Source organism: Marinobacter adhaerens HP15, from assembly GCF_000166295.1.
Lineage (GTDB): Bacteria > Pseudomonadota > Gammaproteobacteria > Pseudomonadales > Oleiphilaceae > Marinobacter > Marinobacter adhaerens.
In genome coordinates, this window is record NC_017506.1 from 2,888,468 (window position 1) to 2,908,018 (window position 19,551).

Annotated in this window: 19 protein-coding genes; 10 read left to right on the forward strand and 9 right to left on the reverse strand. The window is 57.2% G+C overall.

Features of this window, described 5'->3' with window-relative positions:
- Window positions 1-133 precede the first annotated feature (133 nt).
- Window positions 134-1,072, forward strand: a complete 939-nt coding sequence (locus tag HP15_RS13585; RefSeq protein WP_014578001.1) for a GGDEF domain-containing protein — start codon at window positions 134-136, stop codon at window positions 1,070-1,072.
- Window positions 1,073-1,120: 48 nt separating this feature from the next.
- On the opposite strand, the gene HP15_RS13590 is transcribed toward HP15_RS13585, so the two are convergent.
- Window positions 1,121-1,570 carry a pseudoazurin gene (locus HP15_RS13590; protein WP_014578002.1) on the reverse strand — a complete coding sequence of 150 codons (450 nt, stop codon included), beginning with the start codon at window positions 1,568-1,570 and terminating at the stop codon, window positions 1,121-1,123.
- 187 nt (window positions 1,571-1,757) lie between these two features.
- Between HP15_RS13590 and HP15_RS13595 the strand changes: the two genes are divergently transcribed.
- From HP15_RS13595 to HP15_RS13610, 4 genes are read left to right on the forward strand one after another with little or no spacing between them, the layout of a single operon-like run.
- Complete coding sequence (locus HP15_RS13595; RefSeq protein ID WP_014578003.1) at window positions 1,758-2,336, forward strand: demethoxyubiquinone hydroxylase family protein; 579 nt, start codon at window positions 1,758-1,760, stop codon at window positions 2,334-2,336.
- Window positions 2,337-2,346: 10 nt separating this feature from the next.
- On the forward strand, window positions 2,347-2,865 hold the full coding sequence (locus HP15_RS13600; RefSeq protein WP_014578004.1) for a hypothetical protein: 519 nt from the start codon (window positions 2,347-2,349) through the stop codon (window positions 2,863-2,865).
- A 13-nt stretch (window positions 2,866-2,878) separates the two neighbouring features.
- Window positions 2,879-3,508, forward strand: coding sequence for a DNA-3-methyladenine glycosylase family protein (locus HP15_RS13605; RefSeq protein ID WP_014578005.1), 630 nt, complete (start codon window positions 2,879-2,881; stop codon window positions 3,506-3,508).
- A 10-nt stretch (window positions 3,509-3,518) separates the two neighbouring features.
- A complete protein-coding gene (locus tag HP15_RS13610; RefSeq protein ID WP_227499637.1) occupies window positions 3,519-4,010 on the forward strand; it encodes a nucleoside deaminase in 492 nt (163 codons plus the stop codon).
- Here the strand turns inward: HP15_RS13610 and HP15_RS13615 are convergent.
- A complete protein-coding gene (locus tag HP15_RS13615; protein ID WP_041645474.1) occupies window positions 3,980-4,846 on the reverse strand; it encodes a DMT family transporter in 867 nt (288 codons plus the stop codon). The genes HP15_RS13610 and HP15_RS13615 overlap by 31 nt on opposite strands.
- 119 nt (window positions 4,847-4,965) lie before the next feature.
- Here HP15_RS13615 and HP15_RS13620 point away from each other — a divergent pair, with 119 nt between their 5' ends.
- A complete protein-coding gene (locus HP15_RS13620; protein ID WP_014578007.1) occupies window positions 4,966-5,892 on the forward strand; it encodes a helix-turn-helix domain-containing protein in 927 nt (308 codons plus the stop codon).
- 72 nt (window positions 5,893-5,964) lie between these two features.
- A complete protein-coding gene (locus HP15_RS22925) occupies window positions 5,965-6,498 on the forward strand; it encodes a prepilin-type N-terminal cleavage/methylation domain-containing protein (protein WP_014578008.1) in 534 nt (177 codons plus the stop codon).
- Window positions 6,499-6,532: 34 nt separating this feature from the next.
- On the opposite strand, the gene HP15_RS13630 is transcribed toward HP15_RS22925, so the two are convergent.
- Entirely contained in the window at window positions 6,533-6,946 is a 414-nt protein-coding gene (locus HP15_RS13630) for a hypothetical protein (RefSeq protein ID WP_014578009.1), read from the reverse strand.
- A gap of 125 nt (window positions 6,947-7,071) precedes the next feature.
- Between HP15_RS13630 and HP15_RS13635 the strand changes: the two genes are divergently transcribed.
- Window positions 7,072-7,641, forward strand: a complete 570-nt coding sequence (locus HP15_RS13635) for an NnrU family protein (protein WP_014578010.1) — start codon at window positions 7,072-7,074, stop codon at window positions 7,639-7,641.
- Between the two features lie 20 nt (window positions 7,642-7,661).
- Here HP15_RS13635 and HP15_RS13640 read toward each other — a convergent pair whose 3' ends face one another.
- The 4 genes from HP15_RS13640 to HP15_RS13655 all read right to left on the reverse strand — a co-directional run bounded on the left by HP15_RS13640 (window position 7,662) and on the right by HP15_RS13655 (window position 11,425).
- Complete coding sequence (locus HP15_RS13640; RefSeq protein ID WP_014578011.1) at window positions 7,662-8,627, reverse strand: zinc-binding metallopeptidase family protein; 966 nt, start codon at window positions 8,625-8,627, stop codon at window positions 7,662-7,664.
- 115 nt (window positions 8,628-8,742) lie between these two features.
- Entirely contained in the window at window positions 8,743-9,369 is a 627-nt protein-coding gene (locus HP15_RS13645; protein WP_014578012.1) for an NAD(P)H-dependent oxidoreductase, read from the reverse strand.
- Between the two features lie 35 nt (window positions 9,370-9,404).
- The gene (locus HP15_RS13650; RefSeq protein ID WP_014578013.1) at window positions 9,405-10,394 is read right to left on the reverse strand and encodes a cyclase family protein; all 990 of its coding nucleotides are present in this window, start codon (window positions 10,392-10,394) and stop codon (window positions 9,405-9,407) included.
- Between the two features lie 134 nt (window positions 10,395-10,528).
- Window positions 10,529-11,425 (reverse strand): LysR family transcriptional regulator, encoded by an 897-nt coding sequence (locus tag HP15_RS13655; RefSeq protein WP_014578014.1) that lies wholly within the window; start codon window positions 11,423-11,425, stop codon window positions 10,529-10,531.
- A 134-nt stretch (window positions 11,426-11,559) separates the two neighbouring features.
- Here HP15_RS13655 and HP15_RS13660 point away from each other — a divergent pair, with 134 nt between their 5' ends.
- Together HP15_RS13660 and HP15_RS13665 are read left to right on the forward strand one after the other, a co-directional pair.
- The gene (locus tag HP15_RS13660; RefSeq protein WP_008172364.1) at window positions 11,560-12,465 is read left to right on the forward strand and encodes a DMT family transporter; all 906 of its coding nucleotides are present in this window, start codon (window positions 11,560-11,562) and stop codon (window positions 12,463-12,465) included.
- 121 nt (window positions 12,466-12,586) lie between these two features.
- A complete protein-coding gene (locus HP15_RS13665; RefSeq protein ID WP_014578015.1) occupies window positions 12,587-15,862 on the forward strand; it encodes a carboxyl transferase domain-containing protein in 3,276 nt (1,091 codons plus the stop codon).
- A gap of 9 nt (window positions 15,863-15,871) precedes the next feature.
- Here HP15_RS13665 and HP15_RS13670 read toward each other — a convergent pair whose 3' ends face one another.
- Together HP15_RS13670 and HP15_RS13675 are read right to left on the reverse strand one after the other, a co-directional pair.
- Complete coding sequence (locus tag HP15_RS13670; RefSeq protein WP_014578016.1) at window positions 15,872-17,572, reverse strand: BamA/TamA family outer membrane protein; 1,701 nt, start codon at window positions 17,570-17,572, stop codon at window positions 15,872-15,874.
- 52 nt (window positions 17,573-17,624) lie between these two features.
- Window positions 17,625-19,508, reverse strand: a complete 1,884-nt coding sequence (locus HP15_RS13675) for a monovalent cation:proton antiporter-2 (CPA2) family protein (RefSeq protein ID WP_014578017.1) — start codon at window positions 19,506-19,508, stop codon at window positions 17,625-17,627.
- Window positions 19,509-19,551: the final 43 nt, after the last annotated feature.

Below are 19,551 nucleotides of genomic sequence, written 5' to 3' on the forward strand. Positions count from 1 at the left end.
AAGACTGGCAAGCACCAAAAGCGGTATTTTTGATGCGGGGACTGGTTTATCTTAACCATAGGAAACCACGTTCCTTTTACGTTCATCACCCAGAAACAGAGCTGCTCTGGCTCGGTAATCGGAGAAAAATGCATTGAGTGACAACCCCGCTGGACTGGTTGAAGATAGCTCTGTTTACAGAACCTTATTGGAATCAACCAGAGCGATTCCCTGGAAAATCAACTGGCGAACCATGCAATTCGAATACATAGGGCCTCAGATTGAAGCCTTGCTCGGCTGGCCCCAGGACAGCTGGCTAACCGTAGACGATTGGGCCACCCGCATGCACCCCGAGGATCGGGAGCGGGTTGTCAATTTCTGCGTATCGCAATCCGAGGCCGGAGTCGATCATGAGGCGGACTATCGGGCCCTCACGGAGGGAGGGGAATACGTCTGGTTGCGGGATGTGGTGCATGTACTGCGTGACGATAACGGCGATGTCGAGGCTCTTATCGGCTTTATGTTCGACATCAGCGAGCGCAAGAAAACCGAGGACGAATTGGTCGCACTGCAGAAGAAACTGGAAGAGTACTCTTACAAGGATGGACTTACCGGCGTCGCAAACCGCCGAATGTTTGATACCGTCATGAACGAGAACTGGAACCACGCCATCCGACACCAGTCCTCTCTGTCAGTCATACTGCTCGATATCGACAATTTCAAAGCGTACAACGATCTGAACGGCCATTTGCAGGGCGATGAGTGTCTCAAACGAATCGCTACGCTACTGGAGAACGCGGCCCAACGTCCCCGCGACTTCGTGGCAAGGTTCGGTGGTGAGGAATTCGTAATCGTCTTGCCCGAAACGGACGCGTCAGCTGCCATCAGTGTGGCTGAACGTTGCCGTCAGTTACTCCTTGAGGAACAGATTCCCCAGGGGGACAGCCCGAACAGTAAAAAGGTTACGATCAGCATGGGAATAGGCACTGTGGTTCCCTCACGCGACGACTGCATCGCCGATTTCCTGGATCTGGTCGACCAGCGACTCTACAAAGCGAAGCGGGACGGCCGTAATCGCATTGTCTTCGATTAAAAGAGAAAAGGCCGCGCAGTAATTTGAGCGGCCTTTAGCCCGATTAACTTACTTCTGGACTTTTTCAAAGTAACCGGTCAGACGGTCCTTGTTCGTTGCAGCGGCTGCAGTGAGCTTATCCACGGCGGCTTTCGCAGAGTCGTAATTGACCGCTTCGCCTACCTGAATGACACCGGCCATGTTCAGCGCAGCGTGGGGAGTGCATTTGTACACATATACCCCTTCTTCGTTGAGCGTTACCGTAATGCCTTCGTTGATAGCACTCTGCCAGCCTTCAGCACCCTCAGGCACCTCTACGGACACGGAGTTATGTGCTGGATCGACAAGAACAAATTTGACGGTATCGCCAGGCTCGGCCTTCACAAATCCCGGTTCAAAAACCATGGCGCCGTCAGCGCCGGAATTCTTCATTTCAACGACGTGTTCCGCCGCCATCGCAACGCCGGAAATCAGAGCGAGCGCGACTGCAGCAACGGTGTGTTTAAGCGTTAATTTCATAGTGACTTCACCTCATTGGTTGGTCATCGAAAGCACTAAGCACTACGCATCCTACCCACATCAGGATCCCTTTCGACTCTAAGGGCATATCCTTATGGGAATGACACCACTCGTTCGCCAAGGATCGGTCCTGAGAACCAATGAGGGTCTGTTTCGTACAAACTGCCATCGTGTCTGCGGATATTGAATGATGGCGGAACTACAGATCGACGGCATACACCACCAGCAGCTCTCCCAGGTTGGAGTAAGCCGGCAGTTCGAGCAGGAGCTGCGCTGCAGTCATGCGGGAGAAACCGGTGCCGTGTGGATTTACCGGGGAATTCTGGCGACGCGACCCCAAAAAGAGCTGCTGGATTTCGCGACGGAGCACCTGGCCTCGGAGAGCGAGCATCTGCGCTTCTTTAACCAGCTTCAGTGCTGCTATCGCCCGAGCCTGCTGCTGCCACTGTGGCGCCTGGCCGGCTTTTTGACGGGGCTTATCCCGGCATTGATGGGAAAACAGGCGGTTTTCGCCACGATCGAAGCCGTGGAAACCTTTGTTGACCTGCACTACCAGGAGCAGATCAAAACGCTTTCTCCGCATGCATGGCGCGAGTCGGAGCGGGCTATACTTGCAGGATTCGAGACATGCCGGCTCGACGAAGTCCACCATCGTGACGAAGCCGGGCAATATCGATCCGCTGAGGCGAGTCTTGTTCTGAGGCTATGGACAGGGCTCGTGGGGGCCGGTTCCAAAGCGGCTGTCCAGTTTGCCCGACTGATTTGAGAGTCATTCCATGAGCCTGATATCCAAACCCTTTGATGACAGCGGCGTTGAAATGGTGGATGAGATCGCCCAGTACGGTACGGCCATCTCGAAACGGCTCGAACAATTCCGATCGAAACGCCAGCTTCGCCACGACGCACCCGGAGGCTACTCGGGCATCGTGATTGCGGCTTCCATCTGCAGTGCGATGGGAAACATCATAGAACGCTCGAACCAGGAGCCTTTTCGTGACGGGTACGCCCGAGCGGCCCAAACGTTTTTCTTTGAACATGTCTCCCCGGATGCACCATCAATTGCTGCAACTGTTGAGGATTGCCGCTCTTCGCCCGAGCTCCTGAAAGCCATCAACGCCTTATTGGCAGACGACCAGATACTGCCCGCGGATGGCAGCGTTTCACTCCAGACTGTCATGATGGCTCTGGTCTGGTCGGCACTGACCTTTGCAATGGAGTCTCTACCGCCGGAGCAAGCTCGCTCCTATGTGCAACAGCAGATTCTGAACGGAGACCGGGAATCGGCTCGCCATTAGGCAAAAGGGGGTTATGCAACAAAAGACGATCACTGACGAAACCTTGCGGATGGGCGTTGACGTCCTGTCTGAGAGAGATCCCGACCTTTACGAGGTGCGAGCCCGACTTGGATACCCGCCAACCTGGATTCGCGAACCCGGGTTTGCATCATTGGTCCACATCATTCTTGAACAACAGGTCTCGATCAAAGCCGCCGCCACCATGTTCCAGCGGCTAGAGTCCCACCTTGAAATGGTAACGCCTGATTCTGTGAGGCGCGCCGGCGAGTCCGGGCTCAGGAATGTCGGGCTCACACGGCAGAAATCCCGGTATTGTGTTGAGCTGGCCAATCGGATAGCGAGTGGTGAGCTGGACCTCTCCCGCCTCGCAACACTTGACGATGCCGAGGGCCGAAGCCACCTTTTGGATATACCCGGTTTGGGGCCCTGGACCGTCGACATCTATTACATGATGGCCTTGGGCAGGCCGGACGTCTGGCCCCAGGGCGATCTGGCACTGGCATCCGCAATACAGGACATCAAAAAGCTCGATGCCCGCCCGACAAAGAATGAGCAGCTGGCCTTTGCCGAACAATGGGGGCCGTGGCGCGCGGTAGCGGCTCGTATGCTCTGGATGCATTACCTGGACGCCCGAGGTCAGTGAAGGAGGAATTGTGATCTACGAAACTGAAATGAAACATCTTGCCCGCTGCGTGGAACTGGCTTCAATGGCCGTTGATAGCGGGAACCCGCCGTTTGGCTCTGTGCTGGTGGATGAGACCGGTGCCGTCAGGTACGAAGGACACAACGAAACCGCTGGCGGTGATGAGACCCGCCACCCGGAGTTTGAGATAGCCCGTTGGGCGGCTGCCAACATGACCCCGGACGAGCGAGCAGCTTCAACGGTCTATACCTCTGGCGAACACTGCCCGATGTGTGCGGCTGCCCATGGTTGGGTGGGGCTCGGCCGCATCGTCTACGCAAGCTCTTCAGAGCAGCTTTCAACCTGGCTGGATGAACTGCACGTGGCGCCACCGCCCGTTGCAACCCTGCCAATCAACCAAGTGGTTCCGGGCGTTCCCACCGAGGGCCCCTTCCCCGCGCTGGCAGACGCAGTGCGCGAGCTACACCAGCGTTATGCTTTGGCCGATCGAAACAAAACATAATTTCCAAGCAGGGCCAGGGATGCGCCCAGCACCGCGGTTGCTGTCCATTCAAAACCCTCGAGCCAGGTCGACACGCTCAGGGCGACCACCGGGAAGAGCACGGTGGCGTAGCCAGCCTTGTCGGCCCCGAGAGTCTGGATAACGGTGATGTAGCAATAAAAGGCAATGATGGAGCCGGGCACCGCCAGGAAGACGGTTGCCCCCCAGAATGTCGCCGCAGTGGGGACCACCCATTCCACACCCTGAATCAGGCACCAGATGCCAAGAATCACCGCGCCGTAAACCATGGCCCACGCGTTTGCCAGGAAGAGCGGCACCTTTGACATTCGCACCTTGATGCTGACCAGGTTACCCATGGAAAACCAGAAGGTTCCGGCAATTGCGAACAGAATGCTGGTCGCCGTGGCATTGCCAAGCTGCAGATCATGCCAGAACAGAAGGGCCACGCCCGTGATACCCAGAGAAATTGCCGGATAGAGCCGGGCAGTCGGTCTCAGGCGCAACCAGAGCCAGCCATTCAGGGCGTTAAACAGAGCGGCCAAAGAAAACACCACCGCCAGCAAACCGCTTGTCATGGATTCAGCCGCACGATAAATCAGCAGGAAGTTGATGCTGTACAGGGTTGCCCCCTGCAGCACCAGCCAGCCGTGCTGTTTGAGGGTCAGTTTTTCCAGCCTGCGCACCAGAGCTACCACCAGCAATGCGACGGCAGAGGCCATGACGAATCGGTAGAAAACGGATAGATCGACCGGCGCCGCTTCAACCTGCAAACGAATCGCTGTCCAGGTGAGCCCCCAGATCAGTACCGTCAAACCATAGTGAACAGAGATGGGCATGGCGTTGATTCCTGTTGCTATCGGGAACAATCGTTGAGCAGGCACGAGCATAGGGCACAAGCCACACCAAAACTTGTCAGATCCTGCTGAACCATGGATGATTCTTGCGGAGGCTCCCTATGCAGACTGATTCCGAACCCATGCCCGAATGCCCAAAGCAATTGCAGCCGGCCAATCGCGACATTGTCGATACCCTGAGAACGGCTGGCGTCGCTCCGCAGCGAATGCTTGAACTGGATCAGGGGCGGGCTCTGGCGCAATGGCAGAATCGTCAGGGCGAAGTGCGTTACGAGCGGCCCAGACACCATGCTTTGAGCATCTACATAGACAAGGGCGAGCAGGCCCGAAGGGTATTGAACGGAAAGGTTGTAAGCCAGGGCTTTCCGGGCGCCGTCTGCCTGTTCCCGGCAGGTAGCCGCTCAAGTTGGCAAATCAGCGGACAGTTCGAATTTTTTCATCTCTATTTCAATGATCTGGACGTCGCTCGATGCGCCGAACAGACCTGGAATGCCGATCCGGACAAGCGTCAGCTTTCCGAGCTGTACCACGCCGAGGATCCAGTTCTCGCCCAGGCCGGCAAGCTACTGGCACTCAGCGACTGGCAGGCTCCCGGCCAGACCATGGCCATGGACCACCTCGCACAATGGCTCCTTCTCCAGGTTGTCAGTCGCCATTCCGGCGTCCGACAGACACTGCCGGAAGTCACGGGGCAGTTGTCATTTCGGTACCGCAGAATGCTGCAGGAACGCATCCACGCTCATCTGGATCAGTCATTAACGCTTGCCGACATGGCCAGTTGGGTCAACCTGAGCCCCTATCATTTTGCCCGGCTTTTCAGGGCTACCTTCGGTTGTGCGCCGTATCAATATGTCCAGGAGCAACGATTAATCCTGGCCCGAGACCGGCTCCGGAACAGCCGAGACAAAATCACCGCCATTGCGCTCTCGTGCGGCTTCAATGATTCCAGTCAGTTCAGCCGGGCGTTCAAGTCCAGGTTCGGAGTCAGCCCTTCAGGCTATCGATCCCACTCAGGATCCGATCAATGAAGCAACATGGATCCGCTTCAGACTTCATGAAATAATGCTTTGTTTATCAAAGCCTTCAGACGAGCACTATCCATGGCCATCGCAACTCGCCCCGAAAAACAGCCGAATGCAGACGGGTTTACGCTGATCGAACTGGTTCTCGTCGTTGTCATTCTTGGAGTTCTGGCCGCCTTTGCACTGCCACGATTTTCGGACCTCTCAACCGATGCCCGCCTGGCGGCATTGGATTCACTGGAAGGCACGATGAAAAGCACAATAGGAATAGTGAGAAGCAAAGCCTATGCACAGGGGCTGTCCCCAGCAGCCAGCAATCCCGGCGGAATACAGACCAACTATGTAATAGAAACTGAAGCGGGCCGCTCGGAAGTCGACTGGCGCAACCTGTGCCCAGAAAGCCGCGCCGAGGCGGATGATACGCTAACAATGCTTGATTACATCTCGGTGGACGCCAACGATTCCTCCCTGGAGACCTTCGTCGACAACCAGTACACCCGTGTAGGGTTTTCTTTGCCTGCAGGATCTGGCGCGGGCCCCGGCTGCTATGTCGAATACGATTCCTTCGGCGATCCGGAATGCACGGTGACCCAGATAACCTCGGAATGCTGACACACGTCTTATCCAAAAATCGGTTGAATGCAGCCTACTTTACCAAGCCTGAACGGGGCACAAGGCACGCCATCGCCGTGAGCGAAACATCCCGGAAAGTCGCCTCTGAAGCAACAACACTCGGGAATCGATCATAAAGCATCCGGCGGCAAGTAGAGGTTCTTGCCTCGGCTTTTTCGACGCAATCAGCGTGAACCTTCGTGCCACTGCCCTCGCCCGTGGCGTCTGAACAGAAGTCCGGAATCTGGGTGAAAATCCAGTCGACTGCGGCACTGAGTTCCACAGGATTGGCCCGGAGATTGGTCAGGCGGTTTGCATCGATGGGGTCGGGCTGTTCACGGGTCTGGTCCCATAGAACAAACAGCAGGGCGGCAGATACCAGTACAACAGTGACCGTGGGAAACTTCATGGGCGCCTTTTCAATCCGGTGAATCAGATCGCCGATCATAAACGCTCAGGCATCTGCTGTCCCGGTTTCCTATACTTATCTGGATTTCAACCAAATGGGCTTTCCAAGGAAAGCGCCCTGCCAATCAGACAACCCTGTCGCTCAAGCCAAAAGGAGTTTTGCAAATGACCACACTGATCGTTGGTCTCATTCTGTTTCTGGGCGTGCATTCGCTTTCAATCATAAACGAGCCCCTGCGCAACCGACTGAACGCGTCCATGGGCGAAGGAGCCTTCAAAGGACTGTATTCCGTGGTGTCCCTCGTCGGTCTGGTTCTGATCGTCTGGGGTTACGGCGCCGCCCGGATGGATCCGACGCTGATCTACATGCCGCCCGCCTGGCTCAAGCATGTGGCCTTCCTGCTTCTGGTGCCTGTGTTCCCTTTGCTGTTTGCCACCTACCTCCCGGGAAAGATCAAGGCAAAACTGAAGCACCCCATGCTCATTGCCGTCAAACTTTGGGCTCTGGCTCACCTTCTGGCGAACGGGATGCTCCACGACCTTCTGCTGTTCGGCTCCTTCCTTGCCTGGGCGGTAGCCGACCGGATATCCATGAAGCGCAGAACCCAGCGCGCCATCACCACGTTGCCAGCCACCAAAGCTAATGACGTCATTGCGATCGTTGGCGGCCTTGCCGTGTATGTGGTTATGGTGGTGTGGGCCCACCAGTGGCTCTTTGGCGTGTCGCCGGCCTGATTGACCGGCGCTCACCTGGACTAGAGGCCCTGGGCCCCGCGGCGCAACCAGTCGTGCACGAACGCAAGCTTGCGCTGCGCCGTTTCGGACAGGACAAACGGATACAGGTCAGACAGTCCCATGGAGCGGTTCACATGGTTAACCCGGATGGCCAGTGACGCAGCAACATTGATCAGCATGGCCGTGTCGGGCTCCGAGTAGGGATCCCACCCCTGTCTCGGCACCTCGGGCGAGGTCAGACCGGATGACACCAGGCTGTCGGTGATGTCCGTCAGGTGCAGCAGGTGTGCCGCAGTCTCCGCCCAGTCCTCGTGCGGGTGTGCCGAGGCGTAGCTGGTGAGATAGAACAGCCTCCAGTCTTCCGGCGGACCTTTGTGATAGTGATGTTCAAGGGCCGCCGGATAATCGGCGCGTTCATCACCAAACATCTCCCGGAACGCATCCAGAAAGTCTTCACGCAAGCTCAGGCGCCACCAGAGCATATGGGCGATTTCATGGCGCATATGGCCGACCATGGTTCGATAGGGTTCGTCCAGGGCCTGCCGTCGGGTGGCACGAACCACGGGATCCGCCTCTGCGACGCTGATGGTTACCACGCCGTTCGCGTGCCCCATGGCAACCGGGGTCAGCCCCTCGGCCAACATGTGGAAAACCGGGCGCGTGCCCGGATCCTCAGGGCGAAACCAGTGCCAACGGCCGAGGTTGTCCAGCACCCAGCGCTTGGAGGCTTCTGTCTCGGCCCAATTGGGCATGGCGTTAGGAATATTGGGGTCGGGCGCCAGAGCAGTCATCGCGCAGGAACGACAGAAGGCCCCCTGTTCAGGCGCAATCCAGTTGCAGCCGATGATGTCCCGGTTCGCGCAAAAGGGCGGCATCGGAACGAAAGACCTGGCCTGTGGATCGTACGCGACCGGTGTGCCCTGTGCCGTGGTGAGATTGTCAAACCACAGATTTCCGGAACCAACCGGGTTGGAAAAAACCTTCATAGAGCTGGTGCTCCTCTTGAACGGCAGTAAGCTCGAAAATGTGTTGCCGTTCTTCCGAACCTATACCCTATAGACAAGGAACACCAGCCAGACTACCAAATCGACCGGGTATCACTTACACGCTGATCACCATATCGCCGTAATCAAAGCGCACTTTCGGTAAGCCTGAACTTCGGTCACGGGCACTGCGGTAACCCAAAGCAACGATGGCAGTAGTCTCAAGGCCCAGTTTTGCCAGTCCAAGTACGTCATCGTAGGCTTGGTGATCGAAACCGGTCATCGGGCAGCTATCTACTCGCATTGAAGCTGCCGCAGTGAGCAGGGTCCCCAGGGCAATATAGGCCTGCTGGTGCGCCCACACCCGCTTTTCTTCTCGGGATTTGGCTGCAAGCGCCTCTTTCATGTGCGCCACATAGCCGGAGATATCCTGGGCAGGTACGTCGCGGGTTTTCACAAACTGCGTGACATACCTGTCGACCGTGTGGTCACCAATATCCGTTTGCGCCGCAAAAACAATCAAGTGAGAGCAGTCCAACACTTTCTGTTGGCCAAAAGAGTAGGCCAGCAAATCCTGCCGAACCGACTTGCTCTCGACAACCAGAATTTTATAGGGCTGCAGTCCATAAGAAGAGGCGCTCTTGCGAGCCGCATCAACCAGTGTTTCCACCGTATGGGCACCAAGCTTCTCGGGCGAAAATTCGCGGACGGCGTAACGCCAGTCCAGGGCTTCGTGAATGTTCATAGTGAAATCTCCAGTAAAGAATCAAAGACCGGCGATTAACGAGTAGAGGTATAGGGTATTGCAATGGGCCGCAACGGCGCGGCGTCTCCGCCACGAATCTTTAGGGGTGTTCCAATAAACGCGAACTCGTACACCTTGTCTTCTGCCAGCTGCTCCAGGTTGACCAGTTCCATAATCGTTACTCCTTGCTGTGCCAGCAGGTAGGTGTGCACGGGCACGTAGTTTTCGCTGTCTTCGGAAGGAAATGCCTCAAAGCTGAGATTGTCAGCACCCAGCGACAATGCCTGTCTGTCTCCGGCCAAATAGCGCGCCGCATCCATTCCCAGCCCGGGCGCATTGGTCATAAAGCGGCTTCCATCGCTGTAATGCCGCATGCGGCCGGTGCGAATCAGCACCACGTCTCCCGGGGCAATATCGGTCCCCTGAACGGTCAACGTGTATTTGATATCTTCCCGCGTAATTCGATAGCCGGGCGAAAGCTCGTCAAGGCCTTTTGCCGCCGGAATATCCAGCAGCACGCCCCGGGCAATAATCGGCGGCAGTTTCTCAACGCCTGTCCGATTCCAACCCCGGTCGCCCAAATGCTCATCAGCGGAAAAATGATTCCAGACTTTGCCGTTCAGGCCGAAATGATTGAGCGCGTCAATATGGGTACCGGTATGCGCATACATGGAAAACGCTGAGCCGGTATAACTGACATGCGCGTTCATCTTGTCGCCTACCGACATAGGGTCGTCCACCTGGGTGCCTTTAGGGGTATGGGTCATCCACATCTGGAAATGTGGATCCCCTGCTGCCTGCCAACTGGGCATCCCGATGTAATACTCGACACTCAGGTCATAGGTTTTCTCTGGGTTCAGGTTATCGAGCGCCGCTTTTCGCGATTCCGGGGTGATCATGTTCAGGCGGCCAATTTCATCATTCGGCCCCCAGGGGCTCGAAGCCACATCAGCGCCCAACACAATGGCCGGTGCCAGAATAGTGGCAAGAAAGGTGGATTGGAAAATTGCAGTGCGATGGTTCATAGAGTTGCCTCCTTCAGGTTGAAGTAGCAACTCTAGGGGTGCGTAAACGCCCAAAAAACAGACTGAACAGAACTATATATTTTCCAAAACGGAAACAATAAAGGAAAGAAAGAAGATTAGCCGCGAGATTGCCGCTATTCCCAGTACGGCTTCTCTCCCAGATGCTGATCGAGGTGATCAAGTAGCAGACGGACTTTCGTGGGTTGCTTACGCCCGGGTGGGAAAAGGGCAAATACAGTGTAGGGTTCGGGTGGATAGTCGGGAAGCAGAGGAATCAAGGAGCCTGATTCAATATCTTCCTGCACCAAAAAGCGTGGGAGGTAACCGATACCAGCCCCACTCAAAAGACTCTGGCGGATTGCCAGACTGCTGTCTGTTCGAAAGTTGCCACTGACCATAACTTCCTGATCACCGAGCTTCCAAACCCTCGGCCTGTCATGGAGAGTAAACGTCAAGCAATTATGCCCGGCCAGATCCGATGGGGCATGAACCTCCGGGACATCCTTCAGATACTCTGGTGATGCACAAACGATGTTCCTGGACTTTCTGAGTGGTCTGGCCATCAGGCTCGAATCCGCCAGGGAACTGCGAACCCGGATGGCGATATCAACGCCCTGCTCCACCAGATCGACCATCCGATCGCTGAGCTGCAAATCGATATCGATCTCGGGAAAGCGGTTCAGAAAACTGTCGATAGCCTCTGAGATGTGGGTCAGCCCGAAAGACATTGGCACATTCAGCCTTATTGTCCCCTTTGGCTCCGCCTGAAACCCTCTTGCCTCCAGTTCTGCGTCTTCCAGTTCATCCAAAAGGGCTTGGGTACGCTTGAGAAAGGCAAACCCCGCATCGGTCAGGTTCATTCGGCGAGTGGTTCGGTTGATCAGCCTCGTATCCAGATCCCGCTCCAGAAAGGCAATGTGTTTGCTGACCGTCGCCGCAGTGATCTCCAGGTCATCCGCAGCCCGGGTAAAACTGCCCAGCTCCGCCACGCGCCTGAAGATGTTCATCGCTACCAGCTTGTCGGTGGCCACTGAACGCTCCTGATTATTTCCGATTTGGAAGAAGTATTGTTCGAATGCGCCCAGTTATCAACTTAATCAATTACGGCAAACTGGCTCACGTTAATGCCCCTCACAACCCGGAGCACTTAGTGATGATAGCCTCTATGCAGCGTTCGCTTTTCCCGCCCCAGGCCGCAGTTTGGGGCCTCCTGCTGGCCAATGGATTCCTGATCGCCTTGATGCTGGCGCTGGCAAAAGCCGCAACATCCCAGGGTATGCCGGCCGTCACTTATGCTTTCTGGCAAACGCTTATTGCAGGATCCGTTCTGCTGGTATTCTCCCAGAAACGCCGCTCTCTGTTGGAACGTCGCCTGAGCCGCTATTTTCTTATCAGCGGTCTGACCGGCATCGCGGTCCCGAATGTCATCGGGTTTTATCTGGTGACAAAACTGGGGGCAGGATTCACGGGCATCATGTATGCCCTGCCACCAATATTTACGTTTCTGATCGCCACTGGCATGGGGCTCGAAAAACGCAGCTGGATCAAACTGGCCGGGCTATCGATTGCGGTCATTGCCTGCGCCTGGATCGTGCTGCAACGTCATTCTGAGATCAGCAGCCCGAACCTTCTCTGGTTCGCCATGGGCCTGATCATCCCAGCCATGCTGTCTATCGGTAACGTCTACCGTTCAGTGGCATGGCCTGATGCAGTAAAGCCCATGGTCCTCGCAGCAGGCACATTGCTGGCTTCAGCTATGACACTTGGTCTGTTTGCAGGTCTGGCAGGGACGCCCATTTTTCCCGTAGGCACAGGATCTTACCTTCTTGGTATTGTCATTCTGCAGGGCCTTTTAACTGCGCTGACCTACCTCTGCGCCTTTGAACTACAGCGTCGCTCCAATCCGGTTTTCTACAGTCAGCTCGGCGCAGTCGCCGCCATGTTCGGGTTACTGATTGGCGTAATCTGGTTCAACGAGCGCTACTCAGTTGGCATCTGGCTTGGCGCCCTCGTGGTTATCCTGGGGCTCCGGATAAGCAACAGAACGAAACCAACGAGCCCTGAAACCTGAGTCATCAAGCGCATTCATAACCAACCCTCAAACAAATTCATTTGCCTGATCCGGATGCCGTTTCTAGGATGGTGGCTTCTGTCGCCCAAAATAAAAATCACACCCCGGGGAACAAGGCACCATGACTTTTCGCTCCGTACTGATTGCCAATCGCGGCGAAATCGCGATCCGCATTGCCCGAGCCTGCAGCGAACTGGGATTGCGGTCTGTGGCCGTATTCTCTGAAGACGACGACGCCAGCCTGCATACCCGTATGGCCGATGAGGCGGTGGCTTTAACGGGCCATGGCGTAAAGGCTTACCTGGATGGAGCGCAACTGATAGACGTCGCAAAGGCCCATGGCTGCGAGGCGATCCATCCTGGCTACGGATTCCTGGCGGAAAACGCCGGTTTTGCCCGCTCATGCGAACAGGCCGGGCTGATCTTTATTGGCCCTTCGCCCGACGTGTTGGAGGGGTTTGGTGACAAGTCGGCTGCCAGGGCCCTGGCAGAGCGCTGCGAGGTTCCCCTGATAAAGGGAATCAACAGATCGGTGAACCTCACCGAGGCCCGCGCCTTCCTGGACGAGCACGGGCCTCTGATGATCAAAGCGATTGCCGGTGGCGGCGGCCGCGGCATGCGGGCGGTTCACGCCGCAACAGAGCTCGATCAGGCCTTTCAGCGCTGCCAGTCCGAGGCTCAGGCGGCGTTTGGCAACGGCTCACTTTACGTTGAGCAGTTGATCGCTCGGGCAAGGCACATCGAAATCCAGATAGTCGGCGACGGTACCGGAGCCGTCAGTCACCTCTGGGAGCGCGACTGCAGCCTGCAACGGCGAAATCAGAAGCTGATCGAGATTGCACCGAGTCCTTTACTGGACGCCTCGATTCGGGATGCCATGATCGACAGCGCCCTGAAACTGGCCGGCGCCGTTAACTACCGTGGTCTCGGCACCTTTGAGTTTCTGGTGGACGAGGATCACCCCGGCCATTTCTATTTCATGGAAGCCAATCCCCGCATCCAGGTAGAGCACACCATCACCGAGGAGATCACCGGCGTTGATCTCGTTCAAACCCAGCTGCAATTGTTTGGCGGCCTAAGCCTCACTGATCTGGCTCTTGAGTCGGCCCCGCACGTGCGGGGCTTTGCGATTCAGGCGCGAATCAACAGCGAAACGCTCCACGCCGATGGTCATGCCACCGCCGCTACCGGCACATTGAGCACCTACGAGCCACCGTCTGGCCCGGGTTTAAGGGTCGATGGCTACGGTTACGCCGGTTACACCATCAGCCCCTCGTTTGACTCTCTGCTCGCCAAGCTGGTTGCCCATGGTAGCGATTACCCTTCAACACTTCGGCGGCTTTATCGCGCCCTGTGCGAGTTCCGGCTAACCGGTGTCAGCAGCAATATTGGTCTGCTGCAAAATTTGGTCCGCCATTCCGGCGTGGAAACTTGGGCTGTTACCACCCGCTTTGTCGAAGACAACCTGAAACACTTGATCCCGGAAGCGACCAAAACCGCTCACCCGCACCTGCACTTTGGCAATGCATCTGCCTCAGCGGTCGAGGAAAGTCCCGGCGCCACCGCCGCGCCTGCGGGCACCATCGGTATTGAAGCGCCCAGTTCAGGCACGGTTGTCAGTATCGATGTGACACCAGGAGATTCCGTCGCCATCGGCGACCCGATTGCGGTGCTTGAAGCCATGAAAATGGAGTTTGTGGTCACGGCAACCAACTCCGGCATCATCCACACCGTTGTCGCAGAACCAGGGACAATGGTGAACGACGGGCAGGCACTGGTCTATCTGGAACCAGCCGACGTCGAGGCCGGCGGCATTCAGAATGAAGAGACGGTTGATCTGGAGTACATCCGGGCCGATCTCGCCGAGGTTCTGGAGCGTCATAACCTGCTGACTGACCAGCGCCGACCGGGCGCGGTCGCAAAGCGGCGTAAAACTGCTCAGCGAACCGCTCGTGAGAACGTTGAAGACTTGCTCGACCCGGACAGCTTCAATGAATACGGAGCTCTTGCACTGGCGGCACAGCGACGCAGACGTTCGGCGGACAAACTGGCAGAAATGAGCCCGGCGGATGGCCTGATTACCGCCATTGGCACCGTAAACGCGCCCGAATTTGGCCCCGAAACCGGGCGTTGCGCCACCATGGCCTACGATTACACGGTGTTCGCAGGCACACAGGGGCTGACGAATCACCGCAAGGCAGACCGAATTCTCGCTCTGGCCGAGCAATGGCGAATCCCACTGGTTCTATTCGCGGAGGGCGGCGGGGGTCGCCCATCCGACACCGACGCCAACGGCGTTTCATTTCTGGACTGTCATACCTTTGTCGGCATGGCACGGCTCTCCGGCGTCGTGCCCACGCTCGGTATTGTGTCCGGCCGTTGCTATGCGGGCAACGCGGCGCTGCTTGGCTGCTGCGACACCATCATTGCCACCAGAGACGCCAATCTGGGGATGGCGGGACCCGCCATGATCGAAGGCGGCGGCCTTGGGCGGTTCAGCCCGGAACAAGTGGGGCCGGTTTCCGTCATGGGGCCCAACGGTGTGATAGATGTCCTGGTCGAGGACGAAACTGAAGCGGTCAGTGTGGCGAAGAAATATCTGTCGTACTTTCAGGGCACGTTGGAAGACTGGCAGTGCGACGATCAACGACGGCTACGCCACCTGATTCCGGAAAACCGCATGCGGGTCTACGATATCCGTCAGGTTATCGAAACCCTGGCCGATCAGGACAGTGTCCTGGAACTCCGCAGCCAGTTTGCGCCAGGCCTGATCACGGCGCTGGTCCGTATTGAAGGTCGTCCCATGGGCCTGATCGCCAACAACCCGGCCCACCTGGGCGGAGCGGTCGATGCCAGCGCAGGCGACAAGGCTGCCCGCTTTATGCAGCTCTGTAACGCCCACGGCCTTCCGATCCTGTCACTGTGTGACACACCGGGCTTCATGGTGGGGCCTGACGCCGAAAAACAAGCCACCATTCGCCACATCTCGCGTATGTTCGTGGCGGCAGCCAAGCTCAATGTGCCTTTCTTCACCGTGATCCTGCGTAAGGCGTACGGTCTTGGCGCCCAGGCCATGGCAGCGGGCAGCATGCTCACCCCCTTCTTTACGGCCGCCTGGCCAAGCGGTGAGTTCGGGCCCATGGGCTGGGAAGGCGCCGTGCGCCTGGGCTTTGCCAAAGAACTGGCCGCCCAGCCTGATGAGGAATCAAGGCAGACGATGTTCGATACCCTGGTCGCCAAAGCCTATGAGCAGGGCAAGGCACTCAACGTGGCCAGTTATCTGGAGATTGATGCGGTGATCGACCCGCAGGAAACGCGGGCGTGGTTGATACGCGGACTTAATTCCACTTCCGGCATTCAGTCTGGGGAAGGCGGGAAATTCGTCGATACCTGGTGAGCGGGGGCTCTAGAATTGGCTTCTGCCCCGCAACAGAACCTGAAAATCATCAATACTGTCGTCGCCATCCAGGGGAAAGGCGAAGTCGAGGTGCAGCATGCGCTGCACCTCAATGCGGCTGGACGCCAGCCGCATGCCGAAGCCAACATCCTTCAGAACACCTTCGTCCGGCCCACTGTTCCGGTCGTCAGTGAACCAGGCCCGACCAACGTCGGTGAAGATTACACCACCAACCCGAAACAGCTTGAACGGATGCCAGTCCGGGAAATAGCGCCGCTCCAGGGTCCATAGCAGCCTGCGGTTACCCTGCTGGTATTCGCTGGGATAGCCACGCAGGCCGTTCTCCCCGCCAATCAGCAGTTGCTGATCGGCTGTCAGATTGTGCGCTGCGGTGAACGCGAGATTGGTGTACCAACTGTTCCAGCGCTCTGAGCCGCCATGGAAGTACTGAACGCTCACTGTGCCCAGCAGGTTTTCCACCCGATCCTCGTCGAGACGGTAGGTGCCGCTCTGGCTGAGGGAATAGCTGGCGTAGTTGGTCTCCGAGGCATGCAGCGCATCCTGGAAATCCATATTCAGAACCACCCGGTCTTCCGTGGCACCCAACCCGCTGCCCGAGTAGCCCAGCTCGGTCCGCCAAACGAAACCGTCCCGCACATCTTCCACCCGCTGGAGCCGGGTCAGGTTGGTCATTTCACGGAAACGGTTCTGGCGGTAATCAAAGCCAATCCAGGGGTAACTCAGGGTCCTGTCGTCCGGAAAGATGTCGAGATCGGGTTGGTTGGGCAAACGGTCGAACATGAGTGCATTGTAGCGGTAGCCGGCGAGCAACCTCAGTTGCCGGCTGTCCCTTTCCGCCAGGCGCCAGCCTCCATCGATACTGAAGAACTCCTGGCTGCGCCGATAATCGGCAATAGCCTCTGCGCCGACATAGCGGGATTCTTCCCTTACGTCATCGATGCCGCTCAACCCAAAACGCCAGTTGGTGGTCTCGCTGAAGAAAGGCCTCTCAAGGTAGGCGCCTCGGCCCCGGCCATCGCTTCTCTCGTCGAACGAGAACCCCGCCTGCCAATGCGAACCCAGTACGTTCGGGTCATCAAAATACAGACTGGTTTCGGTGCGGTCCGGGTCCTTCGCATAGCCAATGCCGAGGCTCTTGCCTGATCCGGCAAAGTTGGGGTCAGACAACCCGAAGTTGGTGGTATTTTCGCCCCCGGATCGGGATACCCCCACGCTCGGGAACAGTGTCCAGGTATCCCTGGTAAGCACGCTTACCTCAACCTCGTTGCCACAAACCCGGGTTACGCCTACCCAGGCAGCGGTCAAATACTCACGCTGGCGCAGCACCCGCTCGGACTCGGAGATAAGCTCGGGCTCGTAGACATCTCCTTCTTCAAACACCAACTGGGCCCGCAAGGCGGACTCCCAGGTAGGCGTGTTGAGCGCGTTCAGAGTTCGATAGAGCGCGTTGTCCTGCTCAGGGTCGGTGGTATCAAAGATGGGACGGCGAAGAACTCGGATGCTGGCGATGCGCGCATCCTCGGGAATCATCAGATCGTTCTGGCGGGCGAGCTGATCTCTCGGCTTGTCCAGATCAATGGCTTCCGGCTGGATACTGCTGGCAATACAATCGCCCTGGCCCGATTCGGCGGCCAGGCAGGATCCGGCAAAAACCATTCCCGAGACAACAAGCGTTTTCCTGGAAACCATACTGACCTCTCGAGGCGCCCAGACAATAATTTAGCCCAGCGATGCCTCCATGTCAGCGTTCAGGCGGTCTCCAGACAGGGACATCCTCCTGCTTCGGCTCATCCCAATCACTCTGCATGGCACTGCTGAGTGCTTCTTCCAGCTTCATGAATAACTCACCGTAGCGGGGGCTGAACCGGATGCCCTCCTCGATTTCCTTCCAGGCGTCGAACAGCTCATCCTCGTGGGCTTTTTCATTGTCGAGGAAGGCCCAGGTCATCTGACGGGCACGCATCGGGTGCACACCCATGGCGGTCAGGGCATGACCACCGAGTTCAAGTGCCGAATGATAGGTTTCACTCACCACATCATCGGCCCCGGCCTCGCGCAGTCGGTATCCGTGGCCTCTGTCGAAAGCGCGGGCCAGCACCCAGACACCGGGGAAGAACTGCTTCACATGCTCCACCATCTGCACTGAACGGTCACGGTCGTCGATCGCCACGACCAGCAGCCGGGCCTGTTCGATGCCTGCGGTTTCCAGCAAATCCGGGCGACTCGCATCCCCGAAAAAACTTTTGATATTGATCTGCCGGAGGTTCTCGATCTGTTCGATCTCATGGTCCAATGCAACGATGGGAACATTATTGGCCCGCAATAGCCGGCAGACAATCTGGCCAAAGCGACCAACACCAGCGACGATAACCGGCGCCTGTTCATCGATGGTATCCGCCTCGCGCTCGTCGTTTTGTGAACGACGATAACGGGGCAACACAATCCGGTCATACACGATAAACAGCAACGGCGTCAGGAACATCGACAGCGCCACCACCAGTGAGAGGACCTGTGACGTTTCCATGGGAATCACGTTGTTCTGGACACTGTAGGTCAGAAGCACAAAGCCAAACTCACCGGCCTGTGCCAGGGACAACGTAAACAGCCAGCCATTACTGCCATGAACCCGGAACAGCAACGCCAGGCCGAGCAAAATCGCGGCCTTGACTGCGATCACCGCAACCGCAAGTGACACCACCGTACTCCATTGCTCGGACAACACATCGAAGTTGATGCCCGCGCCAACGGTGATGAAGAACAGGCCCAGCAACAGTCCCTTGAACGGTTCGATGTTCGCTTCCAGCTCATGCCGGAATTCACTGTTAGCCAGAACGACACCAGCCAGGAAGGCCCCAAGAGCCGGGGACAGATTTACCAGACTCATCAGGGCCGCAATCCCGATGACCAGCATCAGCGCCGTGGCGGTGAATACTTCACGCAAGCCCGACTGCACCACATAACGAAACAGGGGCCGGCTCAGATAATGGCCGCCAACAATCACGGCACCAACGGCCGCCACCACAACCAGCCCATGAGCCCATCCCGAGAGACTATCCACCAGGCTGAGGTGACCTTGCTTGGCGTCGGAACCTGCCGTGGCGTCCATGAGCTCCGGCAGTGCCAGCAAGGGGATGAGGGCGAGCATCGGAATAACAGCGATGTCCTGAAACAGCAGGACGGAGAACGCACTGCGACCGCCTTCGGTTTTGACCAATCCCTTTTCGTTGAGGGTTTGAAGAACAATCGCCGTGGACGACAGGGCAAAGATCAGACCGACTGCAATGGCTGTCTGCCACTGCAGTCCCAACCATGCGGCCACTGCCATGCCTGCAGCCGCCGTCAGCACCACCTGAAGCCCACCCAGTCCGACCAGGCGCACACGCATGGCCCAGAGCGCCCTGGGGTCGAGTTCCATACCCACCAGGAAGAGCATCATGACCACACCAAACTCGGCAAAATGCTGAATGGTATTGGCTTCCTGCCCTACCAGCCCCGTGACTGGCCCAATAACCACACCGGCCACGAGATACCCGAGGACAGAGCCCAGCCCCAGACGTTTTGCAAGGGGCACAGCGATGACCGCTGCCACCAGGTAGATAAAGGCCTGGACGAAATAAACTGTCATCAATGATTTCCTTGATTCAAAGTCGGGAGGCTAGAGGATATGC

Excerpts from the sequence above, each read along its gene's own strand:
- HP15_RS13590 (WP_014578002.1), bottom strand. The coding sequence starts at position 1,570 with ATGAAATTAACGCTTAAACACACCGTTGCTGCAGTCGCGCTCGCTCTG.
- HP15_RS13595 (WP_014578003.1), top strand. The coding sequence starts at position 1,758 with ATGATGGCGGAACTACAGATCGACGGCATACACCACCAGCAGCTCTCC.
- HP15_RS13600 (WP_014578004.1), top strand. The coding sequence starts at position 2,347 with ATGAGCCTGATATCCAAACCCTTTGATGACAGCGGCGTTGAAATGGTG.
- HP15_RS13605 (WP_014578005.1), top strand. The coding sequence starts at position 2,879 with ATGCAACAAAAGACGATCACTGACGAAACCTTGCGGATGGGCGTTGAC.
- HP15_RS13615 (WP_041645474.1), bottom strand. The coding sequence starts at position 4,846 with ATGCCCATCTCTGTTCACTATGGTTTGACGGTACTGATCTGGGGGCTC.
- HP15_RS13620 (WP_014578007.1), top strand. The coding sequence starts at position 4,966 with ATGCAGACTGATTCCGAACCCATGCCCGAATGCCCAAAGCAATTGCAG.
- HP15_RS22925 (WP_014578008.1), top strand. The coding sequence starts at position 5,965 with ATGGCCATCGCAACTCGCCCCGAAAAACAGCCGAATGCAGACGGGTTT.
- HP15_RS13630 (WP_014578009.1), bottom strand. The coding sequence starts at position 6,946 with ATGATCGGCGATCTGATTCACCGGATTGAAAAGGCGCCCATGAAGTTT.
- HP15_RS13635 (WP_014578010.1), top strand. The coding sequence starts at position 7,072 with ATGACCACACTGATCGTTGGTCTCATTCTGTTTCTGGGCGTGCATTCG.
- HP15_RS13640 (WP_014578011.1), bottom strand. The coding sequence starts at position 8,627 with ATGAAGGTTTTTTCCAACCCGGTTGGTTCCGGAAATCTGTGGTTTGAC.
- HP15_RS13645 (WP_014578012.1), bottom strand. The coding sequence starts at position 9,369 with ATGAACATTCACGAAGCCCTGGACTGGCGTTACGCCGTCCGCGAATTT.
- HP15_RS13650 (WP_014578013.1), bottom strand. The coding sequence starts at position 10,394 with ATGAACCATCGCACTGCAATTTTCCAATCCACCTTTCTTGCCACTATT.
- HP15_RS13660 (WP_008172364.1), top strand. The coding sequence starts at position 11,560 with ATGCAGCGTTCGCTTTTCCCGCCCCAGGCCGCAGTTTGGGGCCTCCTG.
- HP15_RS13665 (WP_014578015.1), top strand. The coding sequence starts at position 12,587 with ATGACTTTTCGCTCCGTACTGATTGCCAATCGCGGCGAAATCGCGATC.
- HP15_RS13670 (WP_014578016.1), bottom strand. The coding sequence starts at position 17,572 with ATGGTTTCCAGGAAAACGCTTGTTGTCTCGGGAATGGTTTTTGCCGGA.
- HP15_RS13675 (WP_014578017.1), bottom strand. The coding sequence starts at position 19,508 with ATGACAGTTTATTTCGTCCAGGCCTTTATCTACCTGGTGGCAGCGGTC.